General features: G+C 28.1%; 15 protein-coding genes. 10 read left to right on the top strand and 5 right to left on the bottom strand.

What is annotated here, in order from left to right; genetic code table 4:
* Window positions 1–74 precede the first annotated feature (74 nt).
* A complete protein-coding gene (locus ACMZI9_RS00390; RefSeq protein ID WP_323176457.1) occupies window positions 75–905 on the bottom strand; it encodes an MAGa7180 family putative nuclease in 831 nt (276 codons plus the stop codon).
* Between the two features lie 344 nt (window positions 906–1,249).
* Here ACMZI9_RS00390 and mip point away from each other — a divergent pair, with 344 nt between their 5' ends.
* The 10 genes from mip to ACMZI9_RS00340 all read left to right on the top strand — a co-directional run bounded on the left by mip (window position 1,250) and on the right by ACMZI9_RS00340 (window position 17,659).
* Entirely contained in the window at window positions 1,250–3,586 is a 2,337-nt protein-coding gene (mip, locus tag ACMZI9_RS00385) for an Ig-specific serine endopeptidase MIP (RefSeq protein ID WP_323176456.1), read from the top strand.
* A 19-nt stretch (window positions 3,587–3,605) separates the two neighbouring features.
* Window positions 3,606–5,897, top strand: a complete 2,292-nt coding sequence (locus ACMZI9_RS00380) for a putative immunoglobulin-blocking virulence protein (RefSeq protein ID WP_323176455.1) — start codon at window positions 3,606–3,608, stop codon at window positions 5,895–5,897.
* Complete coding sequence (locus ACMZI9_RS00375; RefSeq protein ID WP_323176454.1) at window positions 5,875–7,359, top strand: MSC_0624 family F1-like ATPase-associated membrane protein; 1,485 nt, start codon at window positions 5,875–5,877, stop codon at window positions 7,357–7,359. Before ACMZI9_RS00380 ends, ACMZI9_RS00375 begins: the two co-directional genes overlap by 23 nt.
* Window positions 7,360–7,380: 21 nt before the next feature.
* Entirely contained in the window at window positions 7,381–7,863 is a 483-nt protein-coding gene (locus ACMZI9_RS00370) for a DUF2714 domain-containing protein (RefSeq protein ID WP_257089599.1), read from the top strand.
* Window positions 7,853–8,737 carry an MSC_0622 family F1-like ATPase gamma subunit gene (locus ACMZI9_RS00365; RefSeq protein ID WP_323176453.1) on the top strand — a complete coding sequence of 295 codons (885 nt, stop codon included), beginning with the start codon at window positions 7,853–7,855 and terminating at the stop codon, window positions 8,735–8,737. The genes ACMZI9_RS00370 and ACMZI9_RS00365 overlap by 11 nt, the downstream gene beginning before the upstream one ends.
* The gene (locus ACMZI9_RS00360) at window positions 8,737–9,195 is read left to right on the top strand and encodes an MSC_0621 family F1-like ATPase epsilon subunit (RefSeq protein WP_323176452.1); all 459 of its coding nucleotides are present in this window, start codon (window positions 8,737–8,739) and stop codon (window positions 9,193–9,195) included. Before ACMZI9_RS00365 ends, ACMZI9_RS00360 begins: the two co-directional genes overlap by 1 nt.
* Window positions 9,186–11,147, top strand: coding sequence for an MSC_0620 family F1-like ATPase-associated subunit (locus tag ACMZI9_RS00355; protein ID WP_323176451.1), 1,962 nt, complete (start codon window positions 9,186–9,188; stop codon window positions 11,145–11,147). The genes ACMZI9_RS00360 and ACMZI9_RS00355 overlap by 10 nt, the downstream gene beginning before the upstream one ends.
* A 9-nt stretch (window positions 11,148–11,156) precedes the next feature.
* The gene (locus tag ACMZI9_RS00350; RefSeq protein WP_323176450.1) at window positions 11,157–12,704 is read left to right on the top strand and encodes an MSC_0619 family F1-like ATPase alpha subunit; all 1,548 of its coding nucleotides are present in this window, start codon (window positions 11,157–11,159) and stop codon (window positions 12,702–12,704) included.
* The gene (locus ACMZI9_RS00345; RefSeq protein ID WP_323176449.1) at window positions 12,704–14,062 is read left to right on the top strand and encodes an MSC_0618 family F1-like ATPase beta subunit; all 1,359 of its coding nucleotides are present in this window, start codon (window positions 12,704–12,706) and stop codon (window positions 14,060–14,062) included. Before ACMZI9_RS00350 ends, ACMZI9_RS00345 begins: the two co-directional genes overlap by 1 nt.
* Window positions 14,063–14,185: 123 nt before the next feature.
* The gene (locus ACMZI9_RS00340; RefSeq protein WP_323176448.1) at window positions 14,186–17,659 is read left to right on the top strand and encodes a hypothetical protein; all 3,474 of its coding nucleotides are present in this window, start codon (window positions 14,186–14,188) and stop codon (window positions 17,657–17,659) included.
* A gap of 210 nt (window positions 17,660–17,869) precedes the next feature.
* On the opposite strand, the gene ACMZI9_RS00335 is transcribed toward ACMZI9_RS00340, so the two are convergent.
* The 4 genes from ACMZI9_RS00335 to ACMZI9_RS00320 all read right to left on the bottom strand — a co-directional run bounded on the left by ACMZI9_RS00335 (window position 17,870) and on the right by ACMZI9_RS00320 (window position 25,516).
* Window positions 17,870–20,845 carry a DUF262 domain-containing protein gene (locus ACMZI9_RS00335; protein ID WP_323176447.1) on the bottom strand — a complete coding sequence of 992 codons (2,976 nt, stop codon included), beginning with the start codon at window positions 20,843–20,845 and terminating at the stop codon, window positions 17,870–17,872.
* Window positions 20,835–21,617, bottom strand: coding sequence for a DNA methyltransferase (locus ACMZI9_RS00330; RefSeq protein ID WP_323176446.1), 783 nt, complete (start codon window positions 21,615–21,617; stop codon window positions 20,835–20,837). Before ACMZI9_RS00330 ends, ACMZI9_RS00335 begins: the two co-directional genes overlap by 11 nt.
* Window positions 21,618–21,817: 200 nt before the next feature.
* Window positions 21,818–23,695: an ABC transporter ATP-binding protein gene (locus ACMZI9_RS00325; RefSeq protein WP_323680420.1), complete on the bottom strand. Its 1,878-nt coding sequence runs from the start codon at window positions 23,693–23,695 to the stop codon at window positions 21,818–21,820.
* 15 nt (window positions 23,696–23,710) lie between these two features.
* A complete protein-coding gene (locus ACMZI9_RS00320; RefSeq protein WP_323680419.1) occupies window positions 23,711–25,516 on the bottom strand; it encodes an ABC transporter ATP-binding protein in 1,806 nt (601 codons plus the stop codon).
* Between the last annotated feature and the right edge of the window lie 80 nt (window positions 25,517–25,596).

Below are 25,596 nucleotides of genomic sequence, written 5' to 3'. Positions count from 1 at the left end.
TTTAGTCACAAATACTAAAACACCTAGCACAAATGAACAAAAAAATATTAACCATTGCTGGTTAATAAATTTCACTAAGCTTTTACATTGAAATCAGCTTTACCTTCTTGTTTTCATTTATTTAAAAGTTTCTCTCATTCTTCAAATGATTCACATTGTAAGTATTCAAGTTGATCTTTGTTGATTAAAGGGTCAAATTTAGGGGATTTGTTTGTATTTGTGTAATGATAGTATCATTGTTTAACTTTTTTAATATCATCTTCAACATCTGCTCTATTAACAGGGAAAGTGTAAGACTTCATTCTTCTTTGGTTAATATCCACATTTTCAGGGTTTAAATAATCTCCCAGGTCATCTCTTAAGAATAAAGCGATAATTGAGTAATGATTAGCTCCCTTTAAATACGAATAAAGTTGTGCTTGTTTTCTATACGAAGGATCAACATCTTTGTCGCCTCAAAGTTCATATTTCTTATCTTGTGCTGTTTTGATTTCAAGAATCATATTTGTGGAAGGGATGTATCCATCAGGAACTCCCATAATAACATCATCCTTGTCTTTGAAATAGTTATATTCATAATCAGCAGCAACAAAGTTTTCAATCACTACATTAGGGTGCATCTTTCTTAAGAAATCAAATATTTTAGGTTCTAAAATAGTCCCTGCATTAATGTATTTTTGTGATAACACAGGTAATTTTAAGTGTGCAATGTGACAAAATGCATTAAATTCATTTTTGAATGCATCCTTAATTAAAATCTCAGAAACGGTGCTTCCACCGATTTTCTTGTATTTTAAAAACTTATTATCAGATTTAAGTTGCTCAATCATATGATCTTTTAAAACAATCACACTATTTTCTCAATCAATCTCATAATCTCTCTTGTTGTAATATTGTCTAGCCATATTCTTATTTTAAATTATTTTTTACTTAAAAATCAAGTTATTTTATAAGTTATTTTATAAATTTTATTTTTAATAAAACAAGTCAAAATTAGCCTAAAAATACACCTTAAATTCATAAATGAATTTCATATATATGTTATTATTAAGTTATAAATTATAAATACCAGAATAATTTACATAAAAATAATTAATTTATTGACAAATTAATTTGTAGGGTGTTATAATATTAAAGTTAGCATCAATATATATATATATATATATATATATATATTGGTTATATATTTATTTTTTGATTTAAAACTAGTTTTAACTTCAAGCGAAGCTAAACAAAAATGGAGTAAATTATGAAAAAAAATAAACTTAAATTAATGTTGCTTGCAACATTTGGATCAATTGTTTCAATTTCATCTTTAGGTATTTCTTGTGGACAAACAAAACCAAAACCTGAAAATCCGGCAAATCCTAAAAAAGACGATCCTCAAAATCCTAAAGATAATGGTGGTAGCGAGGGTGATAAAGTTGTTGTGGAACCTGAAATTCCTACAAGACCTACAAATCCAGGTGTTGGATTAAATATTCCAGGTACGCCTGAACTTTACAAAACAGATCCTGCAGCATATAAAAAACTTCCAGAGTCAGAGAAAAATGTTCTTGATTTACAAGGATATGTAAAAGCTCTTAAAGATTATCGTGGTGATTATTCATCAAAATTAGCAGATAACTTAAAATTAACACCAGAGCAAATTGAGGCATATGACCGAAAAGCTAAAGCAGAAGGTCAACCTACATTCGAAAGTGCTGTTGTTAGAAACTTCTCTGTCGTAAACTCTGATGGAACTTTATCATTAAACCCATTAAGAGACGACACGAAAGCAGCTTACTGAGATTCAGTTCCTTTAAATAGAGGATTGCCTAGATATTTAGCTAATGAAATGTACAAGAAAACTGCTCTTCAATCTTATGCTATTAAGCTTATGAACACTAACCCATTAATAGATCAGCACAGAATGTACAATGGTTCTGCGTGAATTTTAGATTACAAACTTGATGAAAATGGATATCCAACAAAATGATATATCGCAACAAATATTCACGTTATTCAAGCATTTGCTGCATCAACTGCAAATGCGTCAAGTCAATCAAGATTCAAACACATTAATGATTTACAAACTGAAGCTGATAACTACAATAAATACACAAAGGTAGTTGAAGATGCTGATGCAGAATACCACAAATTAACAGAAGAAGTTAGTGCAAGAATTAAAGCTAAAGATGATGAAATTAAGTCATATGAAGATAAAAAATATGAAGCTTTATATACAGGTAATCAAGCAGAAGCTGATAGATACGAAAAACAAGCTCTAGCAGTTAAAGAAAATGACTTACCACCTTTATATGCAGAAGTGCAGAGAATTCAAGTTGAACAATGAAATCCAAAATGATTAGCAAAATATACTGAAGCTAAAAACTGACTTAAACAAGGTGTAATTGGTGAAACTGTAGGTATCCAATTATTACACTTTAACGATGAAACTCCAATTGACCAATGATTAAAAGCTAATGAACTTCAACCAACAGTTGATATATTTAGTTTCAAACCATCACAAGTTAAACTAGTTTACGCCGGTCTTGACTTCTTAAGAACTAGTCCAAGAGATTATGTAGATACAAATTCACCATTATCAGAATTAGAAGAAGCAGCAGACTTTGCTGTTCTCGAATTTGATTTTAGCAATTCAGATAATACATATGAATACAACTCAATTAATGGAGATCCACAAAACACATTTGGTGAACCAAAATCAGTTAGTTCAGCTGCTGAATTAGCTAGATTAGCTACAAGTAATTTTGCAAACTGAAATGAAAATGAAAAATTCAAGTTTGCTACAAAGAGTTTAAAGGCTACATATCAACAAGATGAACAAACAATGATACCTAATGTCAGATTAACAAACGATAAAACTGCAAATATCCCAAAATCAAAAATCAACTTAATTTCAGTAGCCTTCCCAAATGCTAAAACTGACCACTTATTTAACCGTAAGGTGTTAGAAAGATCTGAAGTTGCAATTATTGATTCAGGATTTAGTCAAAGTATTTGAACTAATAAACCTGTTTATGTTGCAGAAGGTCAACAAGTTGATAAAAAAGTATTCACAAAAGAATACGGAAGTGGATGAAACAAATCACTAAGCGTAAGAAACTTCATCGATATGCCTGGTGTATTTGATATTACAATCGTTTCTCCATTAATTAATTCAAGCAAAAATGAAGGTTACAAATTCGGTGTAATTAGAGATTCTGCTTCAACTTACACAGGAGATAGATACTTAAACTATGGATTAGGTTACTCATTAGGTGCTTGACAGCCTTTATCTGGTGCGTCAGGTTCATCAGTAAGAACAATTGATAATGAAATTGTTGGAATTAACTATGCAACAGCTGATTCAACAGGTGTGTCATTAACTGCTTTAACTCAAGCATTTAGATCTGAAGGTGAATCTTACAATGGTTTCTATGGTAAATACAAATTAGAACAATATGACTTAATTTACGGTGGAGGAGAAAATCAAAGATCATCATACCGTGAAGCATTACAAGAGTTATATCCAAACATTCAAACTTACTTATTCAAACAAGGAGCAAATTTAATTCCTGAAGAATATAAATTCAACAAATAATTAAAGAAAGGTATTAATTATGATTAAAGCTAAAAGAAAAAAAATAATAATCAATATTGGTGCCGTTTCTGCACTAGCTGTTGTAGGTGTTGTTGCAGCTAAAACAATTAGTGATAATGCTAAACCAAAAACAAAAGACTTAGGAGTTATTACTCAGTCACGTGGAATCGCTACAGTCATCAATGAAAACGATGTTTTATATAGCGACAGAAATTCTTCAAACAAAGATAATAACTTAAAAATTAAAGTCAAAATCGAACCAGAACAACCAACTGTTGAAAATCCAAAACCAGTAGAACCAGAACCAACAAAACCTGTTACTGAACCAGAACAACCTGTTAATCCAGAGCCAGATCCAGTAGAACCTGTACCTGACCCTGAACCAGCAAACCCGGATCCGGTAGAACCTGAGCCTACTGATCCTGCTCCTGCGCCTGATCCAGAACCTGTGACCCCAACACCTGGATCTGATCCACAACCTGAGCCAGATCCTGCTCCAACACCAGAGCAACCAAAAGAACCAGAACCAGAAGATCCGGATAAAGCAGAAGATAGTGTTTATACAGAACAACCTAAAACCACAGAACCAGAACCTGAGCAACCTACAGAGCCTATTATTGAACAACCAATTATAGTGACTCCTCCAGAACCAGAACCTGAACCTGAGCCAGATCCATCTACAGAACCTTCAAAAGCAATCGAAGGTTACGCTAACCCAGAAGCTGCAAAAGATTTAGATTTTGCAACAATGAAACCTAAACCTATTGACAAAGTTACAAAAGTCAAAGAGGAAATGAAAAGAGAAATTAGAGAAAATCTTTCTGTTATTAACAGCATATTTAATAAAAATCCAAATGATTTAACAGAAGCTGATAAAGAGCTTTTAAACAAGAGTATCATTAAGATTGCTAATAACAATCCTCAAATTAATTATCCAGAGAACGCAGATTTCTCATATCTTTTTAAATTACTTAAAGATCCTCAACAAGCATACGCATTTAAGATAACACTTGAAACTATAAATAGAGAACTTGAAAATTACCTTAACAAAGGTATGGTTCCAAGTTTCCATTGAGGTGATACAGGATTCGGTAGTTTTGCACATGTTAATTTAGAAGATAATGTTGTGCGTAATGAATATATAAGAAGACATAAAAATTCATATTTTGCTTATGAATCACAATATCACAGAAATTCAAAACAAATTAGAAACTTAGAATATGAAGGTTTCTCTAAACGAAATAAAACTTCTGAATATTCAAGATATGGAGCAGGTGCTGATAAAGGGATTGAAATTTATGAATACAAACCAGAAAGTGCTATTGCAAAAGAAAAAGTCAAAACAAACAAAGTTATGGCAATTCTTGATGCAGCTAACACTAAAGGTTACAATTCATTCTTAAGCTTTTTAGATAAAGTTAAAAAAGCTAACAAACAAATTGATGTACTTGTAATCAAAAATATGGGTCTTAAAGACAAACGTCAAGAATTTAGACACATTTTAAAACAACTTCCTGAATCAATTCAAAAATTAACTTTATTCTTTGAAGGTAAAGATACAACTTCACTTATTGCACTTAAAGATAAGAGAATCCAAGAATTAGACCTTTATAGTTCAAATGACTTATTAAGTAAAGATTGAGGAATTGACCCTATTGCATTACGTGGTGTAAAAAATATTACATTTGACTACACATTCGCAGCTATGCAAGATAATACAAATATGCCAGGTTCAATTGTATTTAACAGACTTAGATTTGATAAAGATGATACATTAGAAGAAATCAACGAAGGTCTTGATATTGCATTCAAAGATAGATACAATGAAAGAATTTTCCAAGGAGAATTCGGAGATGGTTCTTGACCTACTTGACTTGATTTCTCATTAAACAAAAACATCAGAAGTCTTGAAGGAATGCGTTTCCACAATAGAGTATTTAAAAACTTAACTCTTTACAATAACACAAATATATTCACAGTTAACGCTGACACGTTAGCGGCTCAACAATGATCTGCAATGCTTATCAAAGGACCTGAAAGACCTAAATTACATTTTGTTAGTCCTGTAGAAGTTAACACATTATACATTCAAGGTAATGCACGTGACTTAGACGATAACTGAGGTCCAGAATTATACGGATTAATTGAATCAGGTAAAAATGTATTTAGAACAATTTACGTAGATAACCAAACAATGGCTGACAGATTAAATCGCTCACAAGCATTTACTAAATTTGGTAAAACAGCAGTAGTTAAATCAGCTAACTTTGATCCAAGTGGAGGTGGCGATGCAGAAATCTCATTCAGTTAATAGTAAAACCAATTTATTACAATTAAACTGAAGTAAAGAAAATGTTCTTAAATTAATTTCACTTGTACTTTCGTTCTTGTTAATAAGCTCAATTGGAATTGTTTTCAATTACTTTATTAACAAAGGCGTTCAAACAGGAATTGATTATTCAATTCTGTTTGATAGAAGTTTCAAAATAAACTCAAGTATTAACTTCTTTGTTTTATTCAACTTAACTTTATTATCATTGCTGATTATTATCGCTATGACTAAGAGTTATTTTGTCATAAACAAAAATAACTTGAAGTTTTCAAGTTACATCTACTGATATGTTGCATACATTACTTATGCACTTATTACATTTGGATTTTATACTTTTACTTTTATAACTACTACAAAAGATACTTCTGCAAAATGATTAATTTATAACTCATTTTTACTTATACCACTTTTAGTTATTGATTTAACTTTTGATGTATACACACAAGTTCAAAAATCAAGAAATTTTTCAATTGACATCAAGAAATTAGTTTTAGATTCAAGCTATACTATAATCAAATACGTTTTACTCGGAATTGGATTATGAATGCTTGTTTTAATGGTTAATAACGTTCAAGTTTCAAAATCAAAAGATGGAAGCATTGAAACACAAAGAATTGTTGGTATTTTTGTAAACAACGTTTACATTAATAAACTAACTAGAATTTTCAGTGAAAATGCAGTTTACAAAAACTTATCTATTTTTGGATTAGTTTTTGCACTTATCTTACTTCTAAGTTTAAAAGTTTACTCAAACATCTCAAACTTATCAAGTGTAGTTTACAGAAACAGTTTATTTGCATCACTTACAAAATTAATTCTTGCATTTATCTTACCTGTAATGTTCTTTGCAATTTACACACTTGCAAAATACGCTTACAAACCAATCGATATTAGTGAAGATACAACCACAAAAGTTACTTTATTTGCTGTGTTTATTTCATTAGTTGCAATCTTAAATGGACTTGTAATTACAAGTAGATTTACAAAATTCAAAAATCAATTATTAACAAACAAAACAGCATTTGTATTTTTGGAATTACTTTCATTATTTGTTTTATTAGTTGCAAACACTCAATTAAACTACTTTAACAGATTAATTATCAACTTGTTATTCTTTGTTTTATTTGTAATTAACTTTGGATTAGTTAAATACAATAAAGCTAATAAATTAAATAATTTAGAAAATTCAATGCTTTTAGCTATGTTAGTTTTCCTAACAATTTCATTAGTGTTTAGCATTTTCTTACACGCTACATTAAGTAATGATAACTGAGCAATATTAGTGCTTACAAAGAATTGAGATATATTAACAATTCTTGCACTGGTCACAATTATGCTTTATATTCTATTTGCACTTTCATCTATAGCATATACTGGATTTATCAAGATATTTGCTTTGCTTTATGAAAAAAGAAAACACTTTACAAAGAGAGGTAAATAATTTATGTTTAAGAAAAATAAAATGAAAAATAAAGAGCTTTTAGCATACTTAGAAAAAGCAAAAGTTTATCAATCAAAATTATTTGCTGACTTTGAAAGATTTAAAAGCAAACCGACTTATGTTTCAAATGAAAGTTTCTGAAATTCATTTTTAATTGAATACAACTTAACTGAAAAAGATTTAAAACCTTTGACAGATAGTATTCAAAAATGAATTAGCAGAAAAAATAATCTTTTATTAGATAAATTTGTTATCACCTGAACTATTGATTCAAAATTTAGTTTATATGATCAAATTCCTAAAACTGAACAAAAACAAAATGTTTCTGTATCAGATACAATACTTAGAAGCTCTGTTTCACAATTGAACTCAGACTTTAATGAATACATAAATAAACTAATTGAAGAGAATTACATTATCGAATTTATACCGAGTGTTCTTTTATTAAAAGAAAACAATGTTTATAAATTATTTATAGGTCCTGGAATTATCAATGAACAGTAAAACCATTGAATCAAAATACAATTCTCTTAAAAAGATTTATAAAATCGTTGAATCAAAGAAAAATATTACTTTAATTAACTTACTTAGACTATCTAAACAAATTAGTTACTGTTTAGATAGAGCTAACTATTCAAAATTCATAATTGAGCAAATTACTGATAAATATTCAATCAATGATTTTGCTCTTAATAAAAAAAGTGACTTGCTTACTTTAGGTGGATTAAAAACACTTTGAATTTACATTACAGAAGAAGAAAAATATAGTACTAACTCATATCAAAAACATGAAAAGTACTTGCTTCAAGCTATCAACAAATCTAACGATAGCATTATTGCTATTGGTCAAAAAGCAATTAAGTTTGCTAGTGACAACGGATTTAATATCTTATTTAGCTTTGAGAAAAATGAAGTTGATTACTTAAATGAACTACTTCCAAAAATCATTATTAACAACTTCAAAATTAATGATTATGCAAACTTAAACTTTGTAATTAACTCAACAAAGATTAAAGAAAAACATATTCAACTTCTTCCTGTAAATATGAATAATTTCACACTTAAACACCATCAACACGGTCAATTATTTAACTCAAATATCAACACTCACAAAATTTCACAAGATTTAAATGAGTTTATCGATTCAGAAACTGAGTCTTACTTAAACTTTGCTATTTCTTCACTTTTAACTGAGTCAGCTTTAATTTATGAAAAATATAAGTTAGTTGCTCAAAACAGTACTCTTAATGATTTAGAAGAAAAAATCAAATTCCAAAAAAGACAATTCTTAAAAGTTAAAAGAGAAAAAGAAATTGAACAAATCTCAATGCTTAGCAAGAAAAAAGACTTATTACATGAAATCAGAAAGGGGAACTAATGATTGATTTAACTTTAGTATCAGCTAAAAATGTTAAAAGACATCTTAAGATTTCTGAATTAAAAATCAATCATCAGTTAAAAGATAGTTGACAAAAAGTTGATAAAAACACAATTTCAAGTCACAAAAAAGTTTTATGCTCACTTAAAACAAATTCAAAAGAATACTTTTTAATATTTGATTCATTATTTGTCCAAAGTAATGAAAATCAAATTGTCCTTTTCTACAATAATTCATTTGATACTTTTGCGCAAGATGATAAAAATAAAACACAATTACATTCATTAAATAAAAAATACAAAGAAATTAAAAGGGAACTGCTAAAAACAAAATTTGCTTTATATGCTTCTAATGACATTGATTTAATCAACAGATTAGAAAAACTAAAAAGAAAAGCATTCAAGCTTAAAGCTCAAATTTACTTTTCATTATTTGAAAATGAGGATTTATGAAAATAAGAAGATGACTTAAATTAGGCGCTATTTCTTCTTCATTAGTATTACCGCTTTCGGTTATTTCAGCAACTACAAATGAAAATGAAACAGCAAGTGATACAACTGAAACAGAAAAAGAGCCTGTTGCTAATTTTCCTGAAACTAAGGAAATGCAAAAAAACATTTTCAATGAAAAATTACCATTAGTCCTTGAAGAGTATATTAAAAAGCTTGAATTAGAAGTAGCAGATTATGAAAAGCAAAATTTAGCAGAACCAAATATTGAACATTTAAAAAGAATTACTTACTATAAAAAGTTTGTAAATTATTTAAAGGCTCAAAAAGATCAAATAGTTTCAAATCCAATTGAAAATGGATTTAACATCATTTTCCCTAATTTACTTACAAATGAAACTTACAAATTAGGAGACATTACTTACTTTAAAAATGATTTTGGACCACTTATGATTGGTGAAGCTACACCAGATAACTACGAAAAAGTAAGTGCTATAGACACAGAAGGAAAAGTTGTCATTCCTGAAGAAGCAGAAGTAATTAATAATCAACTTACTCAAAGTGCGATTTTGAACCAAACAAATAGCTATATTGAATCGCTATCTTCATCTTGAAGAGATATTCTTTTAGAAAAAGAAGACTTTCCTAAATATGCAAAAGATGAAGAAGTTTTCAAAGTTTTAGATGATGATGCAAAATTAGATTTAAATATACCTAAAGGTTTTGATTCTTGAGATGCTTATTTCTTATCGGTTCTTAATAAGAGAACAATGAAATTTGACATCGAGAAAAACCAAGAATTCAATGAAGTTGTTGAAGAACCGATTCTTCCAATCTTACCTGAAGACAAAATCGAAGAAGACCCAATTGTAGTTTCAGTTGCTGAAGAAAACGTTCCTAGACTTTCTCCAATACTTACAGGTGACTACATCAACACTTCAAATGCAGAATTAATTAGTTTAGTAAATTCACAAAATGCTAAATTCAATAATGAAGCAGTTTTCTTCTTTAATCCATTATTAAAATTACTTAAATACAACGTTACAGGCTTAAGAGAAGAAGATGGCAAGTTAATTGCAACAATTACTTTAACAAATACATCAGATGAGAAACAAACATCTTATGAACGTGAAGTGACTAGATATTCAGATGCACAATATGCTCAATCAATGCAAGTTGTAAGTAATGCAATTGAATCTTCGATGTTAGGTTACTATGATGCACTTGGAATTACCAAAGATTTAGTTTTTGAAAAACTTGGAAATAGAAAACTTCAAGAAATTGTCTTTGACCAAATCTTTGTTGCAGTAAAAATTATTAACAATCAACAATTCACAAACATCATAAATGACGCAGTTGAATACTATAAGGATGTAACTTTTAAAAATGATAAAGGTGATTTAATCAACTTATCATTATCAGAAGACTCAAAAGATGCATTCACTAACTCTATTCACGCACAAACAATTAAAGGAAGAACTTACTTTAATTTATTAACAAGTGCATATAAAGACTTATATAGCGAATTTTCAAAACAAATTTCAGTACCTGAAATTAAATCAGTTATTGAAGCTAACTTAAATTCTTTTAATTTCACATTTAGCGACGTTAATGAAGCGCTATCAACTTTAAGAGACTTAATTTTAGACTTAGACAGAATTGAACAAGTAAGCACATTTAAAAATCAACAATTTCAAACTTTCAACATAAAGTTAGAACAAGTTCAAAAACAATTCATTAATTTAGGTATCGTAACTCAAAATAAAAACATCACTAATGAAAGTGAAAACATCAGAACACAATACCAAAAAGCTTACAATGAATTGATTCTTAAAGAAAATTTACAATCAACAAAAAACACAAACATTGTTTTAATTACAATCGGTACACTTATTACGCTTTTATTAATTGGAACAATAATCATTAGCAGTTTAAACAAAAAGAAAGCTAATTTAAAGTAAAGGAAGAACATGGAAAATAAATTATACATATCAGCCATTTATGACTATGTTGTTGAAATAAGTGGCCAAACAAATTACAAACAAAATGAAATTTACCATTTAAAAGATAATAAAGATGCTTTATTAATGGTAATTTCAGCAACAGAAGATCGTGCTTTTTGTTTAATTAAACAAAATCCTGAAGAATATAAAATTGGTGCAGAAGTAATTAGGGCTAAAGTTGATACAAAAGTTAAAACTGCAAAAAACTACTTCGGAAAAATCATTGACATTAACGGTGACATTTTATTCCCTGAAGTTACTAAAGAAAAATTTGAATTCTATGAGCAAGCTTCAGAAATCTTTAACGTTAATAACAACTTAATGTCTTATATGCCTCTTGATGAGCAATTAAAAACAGGTTACTCAGTAATTGACTTGCTTATTCCTGTTGGAAAAGGACAAAGAGAACTTATTATTGGTGATAGAAAAACTGGTAAAACATTTATTGCTTTAAACACAATCATTAACCAAAAAGACAAAAATGTTAAATGTATTTATGTTGCAATTGGACAAAAACAAAGCGAAATTGCAAATGTTTACAATTTACTTAAAGAACATGGTGCTGATGAATACACAATCATCTTAACTGCAAACAGTGATAAACCATATGAACAATATTTAGCTCCATATATTGCTATGGCTCACGCTGAAAATGTTTCTTATGAAGATGATGTTTTAATCGTGTTTGATGACTTAACAAAACACGCAAACATTTTCAGAGAAATTGCTTTATTAATCAACAAACCAGTTGGTAAAGAAGCATTCCCTGGTGATATGTTCTATGCACACGCTAGATTACTTGAAAGAAGCGGTAAATTCCACAATAGAAAATCAATTACTGCTCTTCCAATTATTCAAACAGTTGATAACGATATTACATCTTTAATTGCATCAAATGTTATTTCAATTACAGATGGTCAAATTGTTACAAACTCAGAATTATTTGCGCTTAACAAATATCCAGCTATCGATGTTAACTTATCAGTTTCACGTATTGGTGGTGGAGTTCAAAACAAATTAATGAACCAAAGCGCAAAAATTGTTGGTAAGTTATATAGATCATTCAAAAAACAAGCAAAACTACTTGCTGTTAAATACGACCTTAATGATGACATTAATTCACTTATGTTAGGAGGAATCCAAATTGAAAAAATGTTTAATCAAAAAGGTGTTTCATCATACGATGAAAAAGATATTTACTTAATTTCACGTATCATTCAATGAAACTTATTAAATAACTTATCTGATTTGCAAATTAACAAAGCAATCAAATTCATTATTGAATACGAAAAATCTAATGCAACTTGCAAGAAAGTTGTTGATGATTTAATTAATGATACAACTAAAGATCATGAATTAGTTAAAAACTACTTCGCATTCTTGCTTAATAAATATTCAAATAAATTTAATCTACAATGACAATTACCTACTGCTAAAGAATTCTTAACTACTGATGAAAAACTAATAGAACAAATTCACAACAAAATTAAAAATGAATTAAAAGGAAGTAAATAATGAGTGCTAAAATAACAAAATTATGAAGCGACGTAATTGAAATTCAATTCAAAAACGAAAAGTTACCAGCTATTAATTCACTTCTTAAAAGCGACAATGGTTCATATTTATTAGTTAAAAGAATTCTTAATGAAAATACTTTATTAGCAGTTATTGTAGACTTAAAAGATAACTTATCAATCAATGATAAGATTGAAAAATTAAACCATTCATTTATGGTGCCTGTTGGAAATGAAGCAAAAGGACACATTTACGATGTGCTTGGAAATAACTTAAGCTCACCTAAAACAAAAGTTACAAAAACAGTTGAAATGGATTCAACAATTGTAACAAATACAAACTACGAAAAAAGAGCACAGCTTTTAACAACAGGTATTAAAGCTATTGACTTTTTCGTTCCTATTTTAGATGGAGATAAAATCGGTATCTTTGGAGGAGCCGGAGTTGGTAAAACTGTTTTAATGAAAGAAATTATTTTCAACCTATCAAAACAAAAAACTAACACATCAGCTATCTTCATTGGATCAGGAGAACGTTCAAGAGAAGCTATTGAGTTATACAATGATTTAACTGAATCTAACTTAATACAAAACTCAACAATGTACATTTCAAGAATGAATGAAAACCCAGGTTCAAGAATGAGTATTGTACCAGTTGGAATTACTGCTGCTGAATACTTAAGAGACAACAATAAAGAAAATGTTTTATTATTCATTGACAACATTTTCCGTTTCTTACAAGCTGGAAATGAAGTTGCTGCATCACTTGACAAAAAACCATCCATTGGTGGATATCAAGCAACTTTAAACACTGAAATTTCACAAGCTGAAGAAAGACTTTATACAAATGAAAATGGTTCAATTACATCATTCCAAACAGTCTTCTTACCAATGGATGATTTATCTGACCCATCAGCTGTTGCTGTATTTAACCACTTAAACTCTTCACTTGTGCTTTCACGTGAAATTAGTGCTAAAAACATTTTCCCTGCTTTTGATCCGTTGGTTTCTTCATCAAATAACGTAAATCCTGAAATTATTGGTTCAAAGCATTATCAAGCTATTTTAGACACAAAATACATCTTACAAAGATATAAAGAAATTGAAGATGTTATGCTTATTTTAGGATTTGATGAGTTAGATGATGAATCAAAAACAATCGTTAAAAAAGCATTACAGTTGCAAAACTTCTTCTCACAAAACTTCTTTATGACTGAACATTTCACATTAAGAAAAGGGGTTTTTGTACCTTTAGATCAAACTGTGGATTCAGTCGTTAGAATTATTAATGGTGAATTTATTGATGTAAATCCAGAAAAATTCGCTTACATTGGTTCAGTAAACGACCTTAAAAAATAATTAAATTTGCAAGCTATCTTAGCTTGCTTTTTTGTTGATTTCAAGCTCAAAATTTATTTCATTTTTTTAGCGATATAAGAGTGTTAATTTAGTATATTTAAAAATAATAAAAAGGACAAATTTATGACTAGTAAAACTTCAAAAAGAAATAAAAAGATTATTATACTTTTAGCATTCACAGGAGTACTTGGAGCGGTAACTGCACCTGCTGTGTATTTTGGTCTAAAATACACAAATAAAACTGAAGAAGCTGTAAAAGTGATATTAAGAAACGCTTATACCAGGGACGAAGAACCTGAAACTCTTAAGAGTATTGCAAAAAAAATTAATGGTAAATGAGAAATCACTAATCCTGATCCGGAAAACTATGTTTTATTGAATAAATACGGAGAACCGGTTGATAAGTTGATAAGAGATGAAGCTCCAATATCAAATGAATTTATTAAAATATGACCTAAAAATTACGATATTCAAGTTTCAATAGAAAGAAATCAATTTGATTACTACTTACAAGATATTAAAGATTTTAAGATTTCAGTTAACTATCAATATAATGAAATTAAAATTCTTGAACTCATTGCGAACCAATTACCTAATAATGTGAAAATCGAATCAATTTCAGGAATTGGACGGTGATCTCAGGTTATTTACTTAGAACTTACTGAAAGAACAAAAACTATAGCAATTTACTTTAATGATTTCCATCGTGTTATTGAAAAAAGAGAGAAAAGAATTCCTATTGGAGAAAATTCAATTGTTGTAAGTTCAGATTTAGTTCCGGATGGTTATGTTTTAGTTGATTCGAACAAGCGAATTCTAGATAGTGTTATGGTAAATGAAATTACAAATAATACTATTGAATTAACTGCGCTTCCTAAAAACTATGCAGTTAGAGTTCATATTAACCAAAATAACTCTCATAGAGATGATATTTCTGATTTTAATATTTTAGTTAATTATCAAGATGATGAGACTAGGGTCAAAGAATTAATAGAGGAATATCTTCCTGCAGATGTCAAAGTTAGTTCAATTGGTAATATTAAACCTTGAGTTGAGACATTTAACATTGATATCGTTGAGAATAGAAAAACTGTAACAATTAAATTTGTTGATTCTAACGGTTCTGTTGTTGATACAACAACACAAAAAATAAATATTGATGAGAATCAATTAACTGTCCACAGTAATATGGTTCCTAATTCTTATGTTTTAGTTAACTCATATAAAGAAGTGATTGAAAGCGAAGTTATAGAACAAATAGTGGATAATTCTGTCGATGTTTTAGTTTTACCTAAAAACTATAGTGTGCAAGTTAAAATAGTCAAAAATGAATCACATAAACAAGATATTCAAGATTTTGAAATTCAAGTTAATTATCAAGATGATGAAGCAAAAATTAGTGAACTTATTAAACAACAATTACCAAGTGATGTTAAAGTGACATCAATTTCAGGTGTAAGTCCCTGAACTTCAGAAATTCAAATTGAAATTGTTGAAAATAGAAAAACAATAACAATTAATTTTAAGGATTTAAATAATGATATTGTTGCGACTACAACACAAAAACTTAATATGGATGAAAACTCAATTACTATTGAAAGTAGTTTAGTTCCTGATTCATATGTCTTAATTGATTCGAATAAAGATGTTATTCAATCAATAACAATTGATGAAATTCAAAATAACGAAGTTAATGTAGTGGTAGCTCCACAAAGTTATACAGTTTTAATTAACATTGTTCAAAACAATACAAGTGATCAAATTGATAATTTTGATATTCAAGCTACTTCTCAAGACACAAAAGATAATTTAATTGAGTTAATTAGAAATCGATTAGATTCTAAATACTTATTTGAGTTAAGTGGTGAGTGAAATAAATTTGATAAAGTTGCAAACATAATTATCAATGCTGCTCAATCTGCTGAAAGTAAAGATGATTATGTTGCATACATAAGAGAAAATTTAAATTCATTAAATAAAGTAAAACAAAATGAAACATTATTTGGTTCAGATCAAATTACAAACTTTGATTTATCCACTTTAGATGATTATGAAAATAAATCATTAGATGAATTAAAAACTCTTAAAAATGAAGTAGAAAATATCCTTAATGTTGCTAATACAATTGCAATAGAAAAAGTTAATAATGCATTCGAACAAATTGTTCAAATCTCTAACAATCCGGATAATTCTAAGTACTACTTAAAAGATTTCTTAGCTGATAAAGAAAACTTATCATACAAATTTGAGCACGACACAGATAAGGTTGAATTCTTTATTTCTAGATTAGATGAAATTAATCAAATTAAAGCTAATATTGATGAAAGAATTGATAAAGGTAATTTACTAAATTACTTAACAACAAACATGCAATATGCAACATATTTAGTATTAAATTGTCTAAATAATGCTGATGATGGATATGCAGATTATGTAATTGGTCCTAGAAAAATATTTGAAGGATCATTTAAATTGTTATCTATTGATAACACATCTAAATATCAAACTCTTTCAATTCGTGATTTAAAACCTTTATTTGATTCAGGTCTAATCACACTTCAATACAAAACTCGTTTAAGAGGACGCAATAATGATCCTTACATTAGATTAGATAAAAGTTCAATTGATTATGATGATGAAGTTGTTACATTTGAATATAATCACGATGATAATGAAGAGAGACTTCTTAAATTAGAAATTTTAAATAATCAAGGAAACTATCCTTATTTAGCAACAACATTTGTTAAAGAAGATAAAAGCCCAATAGCAAACTATTGAGTTAAAACAGGTGTAGTTCCTGATTTAACACCTGCTGCTTCAACTATTGTTCCTAATTCACTTGATGATTATTGATTATTCCCTAGAAAATATGAAATCAAATATAAAGAAAGATTTTTACAAGATGGAACAAATAATGTGAATAAAAACTGATTAAATAATGTAATTAACAGCTATGCAAATGGTGCTTGAAATTACAAGATTTCTGACGGCACAGCATTTAATTATCAAAATGCTTTATGAGTTGCATTGCTTCAAGCATTTGTTAAAACAAATATAACAAGTGATAAGTTTAATATTGATAAAAATACATCAGTCTTCACAAAAACATTTACAGAAGACAACTCATTTACATTCGTTTTAAACGCAACTGCATCTAAAAACTCTTCAACAAGAGATTTTGCAAACATCGGTGGAGCATTCTTTGAACAATTAATTGACTCATCAACTGCAAGACACATTGATTTTGCAACTGGGGACAAAATTAGACTTGAATTTGATTTAGATAATTCACGTTCTTGACATCCAAGCATTCCAGGGAACACATTACCATCAGTTATTTCCAATAACTTAGGAGACTTTTCAAAAACTGCAAAAGCTTACAATTTTAACGGTTACTTCCCAATTAATGCAAGTTACTATGGAGATTTAAGACTTAAACTTTATGTAAATGATAATCTCATTTGAAATGCTTCTACACTAGATGGAACACAAAGTCATATTCTTCCAATCTTTGTATTAGATAAATGAGATATTCCAGAATCAGATAGAAAATACGTTTTAGTCTATACAGCTGGTTCAAAAGTAGCAATAGGATAATGAGGTATAGAAAATAACTAACTTCATTAAAAAGTTGTAATATTCCCTTTTTACGATTCAATCACAGGTTTTTGCTTGTGATTTTTTTTACAAGAAAAAAGAAAAAACCATATCAAAGATATGGTTTTGGTTTAGGGTGTCAATTTTTTTATCTAGTAGTATTTTGGATATAAAAATCACAAGCGTAAAAGCTTGTGAAGGTGTGAATAGTTATAGTTTTGTTTCATCATTTTCTAGATACATTTTAGTGAATAATTCAATGTATTGATTTGTTTTTTCATCAATATTCTTAAGTGACTTATGTATGTTTTCATTAACTGATTCTTTTGAGTTATTTTTATCAACTTGATTAATTCACTTTGTTGTTCATTCAGAGCTATTTAAAATGCATTTACCATTAACATCTGTATAACCGTGTTCTGTGTAATTATTGTCATTTTGTGATCTATAAGTTATATTTGCATCATTGCTTTTTTTCCTATTTTCACTCTCTTCTAGTAATGATAAATTACCCATCTTAAAAATATAAGCTTTAACTTCATCTCATTTTGCAGCTTCTAATTTGTTTTGAATTTTAGATTCCTTTGCTATATTGTGTTCTAAATCGCAAGAATCTAAAAATTGATTTCAATCAAGAGATTGATTCAATTTCATATTAGGAAGCATTGACATATTGTTTTTTAAATAGTAATTAACTCTTGCTAGAAAAATTTTAATGTATATATTTTTGCTATTGCCACTATCATCTGTGCTTGAAAATTTGCTACTTATGATTGATTTCAAGTTATTCAATCTAATATCGTCTATATAGAAGAATTTGTTATTTCTAATAACATTTTTAAACCTCTTAGAATAATCTATAGTTTTTGCTTGATTTAAATTTATGTTAAGAAGAAGTGATTTGAACACTTCAGTCATTGATTGCCCCTTGAAATCAAGTAATTTTCAAACTAAAATAGATTTTTCTAAATATAGAAGATAATTTTTTATTATATTTTCCTTGATTATGTTATTCGATTTGTCATCATTTTTTCTAGCGCAAAAGTAATTATTGTTTTCTAGAATATCTCAAAGTATTGATTTTGTAACATCCAATTTACAAATTCTCAACATGAATTTAAATAATGAATTTTCTTCTTTAAATCCTGTTAATTCTTTAACGTTTTGGAAGTATGGCAATGTCCTATTTTCTTCAGGTAACGTTAAATAGATAAAAATTGCAAAGTATTTATAAAATGCTTGAAGAACTTTTTCAATATTATTTTTTGAATGACATAGATAATCAAATACAAATTGAAGCTTTTGTTGATTGATTCTATCCTTTTTATTATTATTTTTATGAATTGATTCAATCTTTTCGGCATTATCATCAAAATAACTACATTCTTGGTTTGATTTAATGAGACAACGGTTGTTTTCACATTTTAAACTTCTAAGATTCACAATTCTAAAGTATATATGTTCAGTAAAATCGTTAAAATGATCATTGAATTTATCTATTTTCTTATTATCTTTGTCTTCTGATTTCGTAGGAATATATTTGTCAAAAAGTTTTTTTCTTATATCATCAATTACAACAGACTCATCTTTAAATTCATTTGTGAGAAATGAAGAATCTTTAGATTTTAAGTCTATGAGTTTGTAATAGACAAAGTTTATAAATAATTCGAAATTAGTTAATTGCACACCTGTAGAGTTAAGTGTTTCAAATAATTCTTCAGGATTAATTTTATCAACAATAGTGACCGTAAGATATGAGCTATCTAAAAATCTGGTCGCAAAATCATTAAGCTTAGATAAATTTAAATCACCATGAATATCAAGCGCATAAGCTATAATGTAATTCTCGATTTCTCTAAAAATGTTATCATCAACCTTGTTAATTAGTTGTCCTATATTCTTCAAATGTTCATAATTGTTTGAACTTTCATAAACAGATAAATGAGGTTTGTTACGATGGTGTTTAATCAAATTATATGCGTGTCAAAATATGAATGACAATCCTTTGTATTTATTTAGCACTTCAGTTAATTGCTCGCTTCATTCGTTTTTTGGGCGTGATGGATCAATTTTGAAATACATTTGACCCATTGTTACTTTTCATAAACATAAAACAATAATTGAAATAGTTAATGTTCTTTGTTGACCGTCTAAAAGTGAGTATTCGTTATCTTGTAGTTTATAGAAAATAACGTTGTTTAAATAGTAATTTTTATTTGAGTGAGTACTAAATAATCTATCAAGTAACTCTTTAATATTGTCGAATTTTCAAACATACTCTCTTTGATAAGGAGGTAATTCAAATTTTATTGTTTCGAGAAGCATTTGAACATAATCTCTTATTGATGCTAATTTTGAATAAGAGGTTTTTAATTGTTCGGTTTCATTGTTTGTAACTAGATTTTGAAATTTCTCTACTAAAGATGTATTGATTTTTTCGATTAATGTATCTAAACTTTCCTTATTTTCATTAATTTTAACTTCATTTTGTCTAATCTTATCGATGAATTGTGTATATGGAAAGTTGAATTCAATTGATGGACTTTTAGCAATATTTGAAATAAAGTTTTTTAATGCATCAAAAAGTTCATTTGACTCATTTTCCGAAAGAAATTCTGAGTAATTAGGTATATAAAAATAATAAAGTCTATTATCAAATTTTTCATTTTCAGAATCTGAATTAACAAATTTCATATATTGATATTGAGAGAATACAAAAGTAAGTCAAAAGTCTTGTTCTGAATCATTGAAATCGACAAATTCAGTTTCCATAAGTTCGTTTTTGATAAATTCATTTAGTATCTTAAGTGAAATTTTATGAAGTTCAGTGATTTCATCTTTAAGTTTTTTAAAATCTAAAGTGACTTCATAATATTTTGATCTATCATTTAATAATTGAATATTAAATTCCTTTTTGAAAAGAAAATATACAATTCTTAAATATTGGTCAATTGTACTATTAGAGACATTTGATAATTTACTTTTTGATCTGTACAATGTAAATTCAATATCATTAACATTTATTTTATTTCTTTCAGGATATATTTTAAAGTTTAATTTGTTTTTACTTACGCTTTCATAATCTAAATTATTACAAATCTCATTAACACTGTCTTTTAATTGATCAAGATAGCGAGTCATCGCTGTACCGATTTTTCAGAATTTAACTTTAATTTTATCTTCCATTACGACCTTCTTTTTTATCTTTATCAATGTAGTTAACAATTTGATTAACCATATCAATTATTAATTGATGTGGAATTTTGCTTCTTTGAGCATAAGAACCATGTGACATATGTTTGCTTTTTTCAGCTCTCTTTTCTGACTTAGAAATTAAATGTAACTTAATGTTTGATTTAAATATTGTGGGCTTTAAAGAGAATCTACTATCATATGCTGAATAAGTTGATTTATTTTCAAATCCCATAAAATCTCAGTGATTTTTTTGAAATTCTCAAGTCTTTGATGTAGCAGGGTTTTCGACAACCCAAACTTTTGGTTTGAATTTTCTAATTATTTCAATTGTTCCACCAACAGTTGCTTCACCTAAAATTCTTCCTCTTTCTTTTTGTTCAAAGTATCTTCTTTTAACCGGATGGCAAGTTTTGTTGTATTCATCATAAAATCTTGAATTTTTAACAACTCAGTTTCCGTTGCTATCGATTTTTCTAAACATTTTCCCATTACAATCTGCTCCAGATCAGCTTTCGCAAGGTGGAGATGCTAATATTATGTCTGGTGTAGGCAATTGTTTTAATTGAGAAATTAAATTAAAGTTTGTAATAGATAAATCAATTCTATGATAGAAGTATTTACCGCTTTTTGGAAATGATATGTCGTTAATTCCGACACTATGAACTTCTAAATCATATTTTTCGTTATTTCAATGTTCCTTAATTGCATTTTTATATGAACTTTCTGCATCATCATATAGAGCTCAAATAACTAATTTTTTCAATACTTTCTCCATAATAAGTTGATTATATATATATATATATATATATATCGGAAACATCTTTTACATCTATATATGAATAGAAAAAGTAAAAAATGATATTGAAAATTTATGTATTTTACTTACTTTTATAAAAATTAATGAAATAGAGTAAATGTTTCAAAAGTATAAAAAAACGCAAGCATTTAGCTTGCGAGTTAGTATTAATTTTCAAATTCAAATTGGGATGTATATAGTTGATGGTAGAAACCTTTTTTGTCTAATAACTCTTTGTGAGTTCCTTTTTCAATAATAAGTCCATTATTAACAACTATAATAACATCAGCATTTTTAATTGTGCTTAAACGGTGGGCAATAACAAATGTTGTTTTATTTTTCATTAACTCTCACATAGCTTTTTGAACGATTTGTTCTGTTGCTGAATCAATGTTTGATGTGGCCTCATCTAAAATAAGTAAGTTTTTATTTGAAAGAATTGCTCTAGTCAATGAAAGAAGTTGTCTTTGACCTTGTGATAAGTTAGCACCATTGTTTTCGATCATTGTTTCATAACCTTGAGGCATATTCATAATAAAATGATGGGCATGTGTCATTTCAGCAGCTTGAATGATTTGTTCATCAGTTGCATTTGGATTCGTCATTTTAAGGTTATCTTTAATTGATTCATTAAATAAGAATGAATCTTGAAGCACAATTGTCATATGATCTCTTAATTTATCTGTTTTGATGTTTCTAAGTTCATTTCCATCAATTTTAATCGAACCTTTAGTGTAATCATAATATTTAGATAAAAGAGAAATGATTGTAGTTTTACCAGCGCCAGTTGGACCAACAATCGCAACAACTTGACCTGGTTTAATATCGAATGAAGCTGCTTTTAGTTGATATTCTAACTTATCCGGATTGTATTTGAAATATACATTATCAAATTGAACGTGTCCTTTAATAGAGTTAATATCAATTGTTTGATTTAATGTATCAGGTTCAACAAATTCTAAAAGTTTGAAAATTCTTGATGAAGATGCAATTCCAATTTGCGCATTAAATGCGCTTGATAAGATGTTTTGGAATGGTCCCATAAAGTTTCAGTTAAGGGAAATAAATAAGATAATAAATGCAGGTGTTGCATTTCCGTTTTGGTCAACTCCAAGTCCGATTAAGTTTCAAACATGTATTTGTTTGAAATAAAAGATTGCAGCAAGACCTGAGATAAGTAAGATAACAAAGTTTGCTATAAGTGTATATCAGATATCAAATGATTTAGCAATTACATCACCTTTGTAAGCGCTTTTTCTAATATCGTATGTGATTTTTTCAAGTTCACTATAAACATATGCTTGTCTATCAAATGAGTTAGTTACTTTTGTATTTGTTAACATTTCTTCAACAAAAGCGTTAAGTCTCCCGAATGAGTTTTGCACTTTAACAAAGTAAGGTTGTGATTTTTTAATTAGTAAGAAAACTAATCCAAATAAAATCAGTGTAACAGGCAAAACAATCAATGTAAGAAGTGATGAAACTAACATAAGTACAATGATTGTTATACAAATGTTGAATATACTTGTTACAACTTGCGTCATCATTTGGAATAACGAGTTAGCTGTATTGTTAACATCAACAATTAAAGTTGATATCAAGTCTCCTGTTTTGTTTTTATCATAAAAACTAACAGGCATTTTTAATATCTTTTCAAGCAGTTCTTTTCTAAGTGTTGCACCAGCTTCAAAAGACAGTTTGATATATAACCTTTGTTCTACATATCTACAAATACCGTACAAGATAAATGTAAGCGTAAGTGCAGATAGCATTAATATAAAGTTGGTTAAATTAAATTTATCAGGGTAAGTTATTTGTGAATTAAGATAAGGTTCAAAGAAGATTTGTACGATTATTCCAATTAAGAAACTACCAATGATATAGAAAATAGAGTTGAGTAATGAAAATAAAAGAGCAACAAATAATATTTTTTTACTTCTACAAAAGTACGAAAGTAATTGTTTAAGTGTTTTAAAAACTTTAACTTGCTCATTAGCTTGTAAATCTTGAGCTATTTCTTTTTGTTCTTCTCTTAAATCAGACATATTTTCTTCTCCTTTCTATTGATCTAATTGGTTAGTTGCTACATCTTTATATCATTGACAAGATTTAAGTAATTGTTTGTGAGTTCCTTGGTCAAGAATTTTTCCATCTTCAAGAACTAAAATATTATCAGCGTGCTTGATTGAGTTAATTTTCTGAGAAATAATAATTGTTGTGCAAGAGTAATTTTCTTTAATATTTTTAATAAGTTGCTTTGTGGTTAAGTTATCAAGAGCAGAAGTTGAGTCATCTAAAATTAAGATTTTAGGGTCAATAATTAAACTTCTTGCAATTGAGATTCTTTGCTTTTGACCACCACTTAAGTTTTTACCTTTTTGTTCGACTTTGTGATTTTCACTATCCTCAAATGTCTGAATAAAGTTTCTTGCACAAGATGCTACAAGAGCTTTTTGGAGTTCTTCATTAGTTGCATCGGGTTTAGCGAATAAAACGTTTGATTTAATTGTCCCTGAATATAAAAGCGCATCTTGGTAAACAATAGCTACGTTCTTGTGTAAGTTATGTGTGTTGATGTCTCTGACTTCAATACCATTAATTAAGATATTTCCGTTTTCTTGAATGTATTTCATATTGTTAACAAGTAAGTTAACAATTGTACTTTTACCTGAACCAGTTGGTCCAATAATTCCTAAAGTTTTACCACCTGGAATTTTGAAGTTAATGTTTTTAATTGCATAATCTTCAGCTGTATCAAAGTATTTGAAGTTAACATTTTTAAATTCAACCGAATAATCAGTTACATCATTAGTTTGTGAAATTATTTTTCCATTTGGAACAAATAAATCATCATATTTAGCATCTAAAACTTGAACTATTCTACCTGAACTAATTTTTGCTCTAAACATAGAACCTAAGAATTGTGAGAATAAAATAATTCCACCAGCTATAACAAATTCATATTCAATGAACACATTAATCTTTGCGATAAACTCACCATTAATGCTTGGGTTTTGGTCTAATTTAACTTTTCCTATTGCGTAAATTAAGACAACAATAAAGTTAACAATTCCAAAGAACGCAGGTGTTCCAATTGCAAAGAATTTGAAAATATTCTTTTCAGTTTTTACTCATTGATTATTAGCGTGATTGAATTTTCTTTTTTGTTGTTCTTGTAAATTATTTGCTTTTATAAATCTAGCACCATTTACAGTTTCGTCAACTTCTTTTGTAATTGCATCAAGATTTTTTCTATTTTGTTTAAGTTTGGGGTTTACCTTAATGAATATAAATACCATAACAAAAAGAAGTAAAGGTATAACAGCTAAAATCGAGTAAGTGAATTCTAAATCTGTTGCAAAAGCAAATACTAATCCAACAATAATAAATAATGGCGCTTTAACAAGTGATGTGGATGCGCCTACTAAGAAATCTCAAAAGACAGCAACGTCATCATTAATTCTTGTTATTAAACTTTCGGTTGTTAAATTAGAAATATCTTTAAGACTAAGTTTTTGATATTTAGCAAATAAAGCATTTCTATAAAAGTTCGAAGCTCTCTCGCCAGCTCCGATGATTATCATAGTTGAAGCTATAGCAGTTATTGCTGTAAGTGCAAGTAATACTAAGATCGAAATTAATAAGAATACAAATGCATTAGTTCAGCTTGATGATTCATACAATTGTAAGTTCTTAAAAATTGTAATCGTATATATTTCTTGACTACCTTTTGTAAGTAAGGGTAAGAATTGACTAAGCACAATTGGCAAAATCATTGTGCAAGCAACATTTAAAATAACAATGATGATACCAATAAAAAATCTCATTTTAATGTTAAATGGCAAAATTTTGAACATCTTATACATAACTTACTCCTTTCATTAATTTGTCCTATATATAATGCATACATTATATATATATTTTTAATTTTTATATCTTCAATTAT

The organism is Mycoplasma sp. 4079 (assembly GCF_047785185.1).
GTDB lineage: Bacteria > Bacillota_I > Bacilli_A > Mycoplasmatales > Metamycoplasmataceae > Mycoplasmopsis.
This window is presented reverse-complemented; position numbering and strand designations above follow the sequence as displayed.